This window comes from Westiellopsis prolifica IICB1, assembly GCF_004323185.1.
Lineage (GTDB): Bacteria > Cyanobacteriota > Cyanobacteriia > Cyanobacteriales > Nostocaceae > Pelatocladus > Pelatocladus prolificus_A.
Genome location: NZ_NAPS01000001.1, coordinates 674,239 through 680,107, shown reverse-complemented (window position 1 = coordinate 680,107; position 5,869 = coordinate 674,239). Strand labels below are relative to the sequence as shown.

Annotated in this window: 3 protein-coding genes and 1 pseudogene; 1 reads left to right on the top strand and 3 read right to left on the bottom strand. The window is 42.1% G+C overall.

The features are described 5' to 3' along the window. Nucleotides 1-684 precede the first annotated feature (684 nt). On the top strand, nt 685-1,941 hold the full coding sequence (locus B4U84_RS02895; RefSeq protein WP_476426206.1) for a family 10 glycosylhydrolase: 1,257 nt from the start codon (nt 685-687) through the stop codon (nt 1,939-1,941). Nucleotides 1,942-2,051: 110 nt separating this feature from the next. Here B4U84_RS02895 and B4U84_RS02890 read toward each other — a convergent pair whose 3' ends face one another. The 3 genes and pseudogenes from B4U84_RS02890 to B4U84_RS02880 form a co-directional block, all read right to left on the bottom strand. Further along, the gene (locus B4U84_RS02890; protein ID WP_131115452.1) at nt 2,052-3,539 is read right to left on the bottom strand and encodes a site-2 protease family protein; all 1,488 of its coding nucleotides are present in this window, start codon (nt 3,537-3,539) and stop codon (nt 2,052-2,054) included. A gap of 119 nt (nt 3,540-3,658) precedes the next feature. Then, nucleotides 3,659-5,335, bottom strand: coding sequence for a protein kinase domain-containing protein (locus B4U84_RS02885; RefSeq protein ID WP_131115450.1), 1,677 nt, complete (start codon nt 5,333-5,335; stop codon nt 3,659-3,661). Between the two features lie 332 nt (nt 5,336-5,667). Beyond that, nucleotides 5,668-5,869 (bottom strand): annotated as a pseudogene (locus B4U84_RS02880) (ISAs1-like element ISPlr1 family transposase); the annotation flags it as partial.

The following is a 5,869-nucleotide window of genomic DNA, read 5'->3' as shown; positions in this document are numbered from 1 at the left end:
ACGAATGTTTGATACTCGAGTACGAGTGTTTGATACTCACGACGAGTGTTTGATACTCGGCGATGAGTGTTTGATACTCGAGTACGAGTGTTTAATACTCACGACGAGTGTTTGATACTCGGCGATGAGTGTTTGATACTCGGCGATGAGTGTTTGATACTCGAGTACGAGTGTTTAATACTCACGACGAGTGTTTAATACTCAGGACGAGTGTTTGATACTCGCGGGAGCATCCCAATTTTTTCAAAATACCGCAAAGCAAAGGGTTTAAACCCTTTGCTAATAGCACAAGTCGTCTTTATACGACTTAATAAAATCAAACAGTCTGCTTTAAGCAGACTTTCACTATAAGACTGCGATTTCAATCGCAGGCGTTTTTTTGAACATTTGGGATGCTCCCTATATTCGCTGACAAGGGAGAGTAAAAGACAAGGGAAAATCTATCAAAAATATTCAACCCGTCCCCGTGTTCCCCTTCCCCACACTCCCCCCACTCCCAGACGCGATGAATCGCGTCTCTACATTACTTCCCACACTTCCAGACGCGATGAATCGCGTCTCTACATTACTTCCCACACTCCAAGCACTTCCGAAAGGGAGTATATCAAGCAACTTCTTGGTGATCTACGCAGTCATAGGTGATCATTGTTTGAAGCCTATGTGAAATTTTCTACCCAGTCAATGATGAAAAAGTTTGTTAAATCGTGTAAGAAATTGTTTGTGTGGAATGCTCGTCAAAGTAGTCAACGCAACATAGTTTTTTTTGTTGTGGTGGTGACTTTGTCTATGGTTGCTACGATGATGTTATCTTTTCCCTTACCAGCTCAAAATTTACCTACCCGTTCGCAAACAGCAGAGTTAAGGGGGGTGTGGTTAACCAATATTGATAGTAATGTTTTGTTTGAGAGCGATCGCCTCAAGAGTGCGTTACAAAATCTTAAACAGCTAAACTTTAACGTTGTCTATCCAACTGTCTGGAATTGGGGTTGGACGCTGTATCCTAGTAAAGTGGCTCAAACAGTGATTGGGCGATCGCTTGATCCAGAACCAGGTCTGCAAGGTCGAGATATGCTCAAAGAAGCAGTCAACGTTGGTCATCAACAAGGCTTAAAAGTTATTCCCTGGTTTGAGTTTGGCTTTATGGCCCCTGCTGACTCCCAATTAGCAAAACGTCGTCCTCAATGGCTAACTAGTCGCCGAGATGGTAGCAAAATTTGGAAAGAAGGTACTCACGATAGAGTTTGGCTAAATCCCTTTCGACCGGAAGTGCAACAATTCACCCAAGATTTAATCGTAGAAATAGTGAGAAATTACGACATCGATGGTATTCAATTTGATGATCATTTTGGCTTGCCATCGGAGTTAGGATACGATGCTTATACAGTCGCCTTATACAAAAAAGAACACGGTGGTAAAGCACCACCTGCTAACTCTAAAGATCCAGAATGGCTGCGGTGGCGAGCAAACAAAATTACTAATTATATGAAGCGGGTATTTACTGCAATCAAAACTGCGAACAAGAATTGTATTGTTTCCGTAGCACCTAATCCGCAACGCTTTTCCTACGAATTCTTTTTGGCAGACTGGGAAAAATGGGAAAGAATGGGACTTGTAGAAGATTTAGTCATCCAAGTGTATCGAGATGATCCCAATGTCTTTAAGACTGAATTAGAGTATCCAGAAGTCAAAACTGCTAAAAGTCATATACCTGTAAGTATCGGGATTATGACAGGACTCAAACGTAAACACGTACCGATGACACAGATTGGTCAACAAGTTCAACAAGTACGCGATCGCAATTTTGCTGGTGTCTCTTTCTTTTTCTACGAAAGTTTGTGGAACATGACCAAAGAAGCACCCCAACAACGCCAAACAGGTTTAAAAAATCTTTTCCCCACACCAACTGCTTACCCAAATTTAATCGCAGGCTGGAAACCATAATACCAATTTGAAAAAAGAATGCGACAAATAGACCATTTGTAGAGACGCGATTTATCGCGTCTTTTTGTAGAAACCCGATTTATCGCGTCTTTTTGTAGAAACCCGATTTTCTATCCAATCCCCAAACGCCCAGCTAAACCGGGAGTTAGAGGTAACAGAGTCGCAATCATTAAGAATAAAGCCAAAAGACCCAAAGCGGCACGTGCATCGTCTGGTTCAGTGATTTCATCTAAGCTGGGGCGTTCTAAATCACGTTGTAAAAACAGAATCACAATCGCCCAGTACATTGCTAAAGGATTACCCAAAGCTACTAATCCTAGCAAAATTAAAGTTGCAAAGGTCGCCCGACCAGCAGTTTTGCGTCCGTAAATGGCTTGGACAATTCGACCACCATCAAGTTGTCCAGCAGGTATTAAATTTAAAGCTGTGATTACCAACCCCAGCCAACCAATTATCACCAAGGGATGTACATCTACCAATGGTGACTGCAAAGCCGAACCAAGGACAACTTTTGCCAAGCTACCTACCAAAATCGAACCTTGGAAAAACTGATTGGGTAATTGAAACATACTACCCGGATGAGAAAGCAGTAATCCCGTAATCAGCATCACCACAGACACAATTCCACCAGCAGCTGGTCCAGCCAAGGCGATATCAAATAATACCTTACGGTTGGGTAACAAAGACTCAAAACGAGTGATTGCTCCAAAAGATCCAATTTGCACAGCTGGTAAAAAATAAGGCCAGCTGAGGCGGATTTTGTGACGACGAGCAAGCAACCAATGACCAATTTCATGGGACAGTAAAACGACTAAAATTCCCAAACCGATAGGTAAAGTTTCTTGCAAGCGTGCGAAATCGGCAAATAAATCAAAACCTTGCAAAATGCCCGACGCTTCTAAACTTGTGACTACGGTTGCTATCAGCAGAATAATCGCAAAGACTTTTTGCGATAGGCTCATCGGGCGAGGATCATTGCGACTGGGTAAGACAATCACCACTGGTTTGCCATCAGTGTTTTCCACTAAGTAAAGGCGATACTTGTCACCAATAATTTCCTGTAACTTAGTAGTCAGACGATTGTGAACCATTTCTGATTCTCCGCGCAGATTCCCTTTAAAAATAGCTCCTTCTTGATACGCAATGGTTTCTGTGGCAAAAAATGTATCCAGACCGAAAATACCTTTGATAGCGTTCAAATCTTCTTCTGGAATTGACAGAACTTCTGGTTGAACTTGGAGAGGTTCAACGGTCGGTGTTGTTTGTGATGTCGAAGTAGATTCTTGTTCAGCTAGCTTTTGTGTGGCTCGTTGTCTGAGAATTACATCTTGTCCAGCTGCTCTTAACTGTCTGCCCAAATAGATGTAAATTGCGGTAGAAATCACAAGTAACAAGAGGATGGCTACTATATTGATGTAAATCCCAGCAGCAAATAAGCCAAAAAACACTAGCCAAGGAGCCATTAAAACCACTGACTGTAACCAGGCGAAGATTCCCAGCTTGCCATAGGGTCTAGCACGATAAAAGCCCCAACCCAAGATTCCGAAAGCGACTAATAGGATTGTCGCAATGATAGGAGTCTCTGATGCAGTAAACATTTCCAAACCCTTCGCCTCGTAAAATCAAGCCTGAATTTAGTCAGGTTTTACAGATATTAATAATTTATCAATATATGTAGATGGGATGGATGTGAGGAGTTGCGATCGCAAAACTTAGGTTAATTATTATCCTGTGGTATTACCTCGCTAGTTTGTTCTTTAATTTGTTTTTGTGGTTTCTGTTGTAATTGACTTTCAAGGTTAAGATTTTGCTTGACTTCCTGTGTTGGAACTACTACTTCTGGTGGATTTGACTGTTTTGAACTCCTGTTTGGCAGGATTGGTACAATAACTGAACTAGAATCTTTGGTTGGTGATGGTTGTGGGGCAAGTTTCAGTTTAATCGGAGATGGTGATTGAGTTTGTGAGGGTGTAGAAGAAGTTTGACGAGAGTTCCGATATTCTCGCAGTTTTTCCACTAGAGATGGTGATGAAGAAGTATTAGGCGTAATCGGTGAGAGTCTTTGTGTTGGCGATTGTTGCTGTTGTGATTCTTCTGTGGTGGAATTGTTGTTAGTTGATGGTTCTATGGTGTTGGTGTTGCGAGTTGAGGTTTCTGTTTCTGGTTGGGAAGAACGCCGATTGCGCCTGCGTCGCTTAGAAGGGGTAGTAGAGACAGACGCGGAGTTGACTGTTGATTGGGAAGTTCCAAAAGGTGTAGGCGAAGGTGAATTTGTAGATTGTATTTCTGCTGAAGTACTTTGATTAGGCTGTTCAAAAACTGGTTTCGGGGATGGTGGTTGAGGCCTATTCAACATGGAAGTTATACCAAAACCTGCGGTTGCAGCAACAACAGCGACACCGGTACCCAAAAGTATTTTAGGCGATCGCAATTTTTTATGAGCAGGAGTAATCTTGGCAAACAGTGATGAAATTCTTTTTTTGTTTGTTATTTTTTCTTGATGTAAATTTTCTTGGTGCAACTGAGCAGATAAATCAATAGTTGGCACTACCTGTGTAACTTTTGGCATTGGTATGTGATTTGTTACATCTCCTGGTAGCAGTTTTAACCATTCTGCTACTGTTTGGGGACGAAACTTGGCTTCAATTGCCATACCACGCATCACAGCTTGATTGACTGCTGCACTTAAATGGGGTTGTAATTCGCGGGGTGTAGGCATTTGTTCGCGATCGCGCAACAATGCAGGCATGGGTACTTGTCCTGTCAAAAATGAGTACAATGTTGCTGCTAAACCGTAAACATCCGTTGCAGGTGTGCGTGTTGCTTGTGACAAGTATTGCTCAATTGGCGAATAGCCCTCAGATACCATACCTGTGTGAGTTTGTCTCACCCCACTATTAAATTCACGAGCAATACCAAAATCAATCAGTACTACTTCCTGAGTTCCTTGGCGGAGAATAATATTATCTGGCTTGACATCTCGATGCAGCAAACCATTTTGATGCACCACTTGCAAAGCAGCGCCGATTTGACGAATATAATGAATCGCTGTCGCCTCTGGTAAAGGAATTCCCGGTAAAATGTAAGCCTCGCCTAAAGTATCACCGGGAATGTATTCCATCACCATGTATGGCAACCCATTCTCGACAAAAAAATCACTGATCCGGACAATATTGGGGTGGACACATGTAGCCAAACGCCTCGCCTCATCCTGAAACTGACGCTCAAACTTGGCAAAATCAGGATGTTGTCTGAGCTTTTCATTCAGGGTTTTAATCACCACTACATGATTTAAAAAGTGATGAGTAGCTTTGAAAGTAATACCAAAGCCTCCCCGACCAATTTCCTGGTCTAAGGTATACTTACCACCCTGCAATTTTGTACCAGCTTGCATAGTATTTTGATTTGGGATTGGAGATTTAGATCTGGGCATCCATCTTTAGATTTTAGATTAGCGTCAAATATTATCCTAATAATCAAAAATGGGATCGGGGATCGGGGAAGGTGGGGCCCCCTCTGGGGATAAGCAGGGCTGTTTCATTCTAAAAAGGAAAATAGTAATAGGATATTATGGGCACAATGTCGTATTGCTCTGGTTAGGGAATCAAAACCATTGTGACGAAACAAGTTAATTACAAAACTGCGAAGAATGGAGAAATTTGCAGATGCATAACCATCAACCATTTGTGCCTTGTCTTCATCAAACACAACATCTTTGACCCAATGTCATCGATTTTCTACACCCCAATGACCACGAATGCCTTGGGCAAAATCTGAAGCTTCAAGGGTCATTGAACTTATGTAATATACGGTTTCCTCATAAGGCTTACCAGCACGAGTACCAAGACGTTCAACTTGAACTATTCGTTTTAGCCCAACCCAATCATTGGAAATATGATCCAAATTATCAAACACCGATACCCGACGT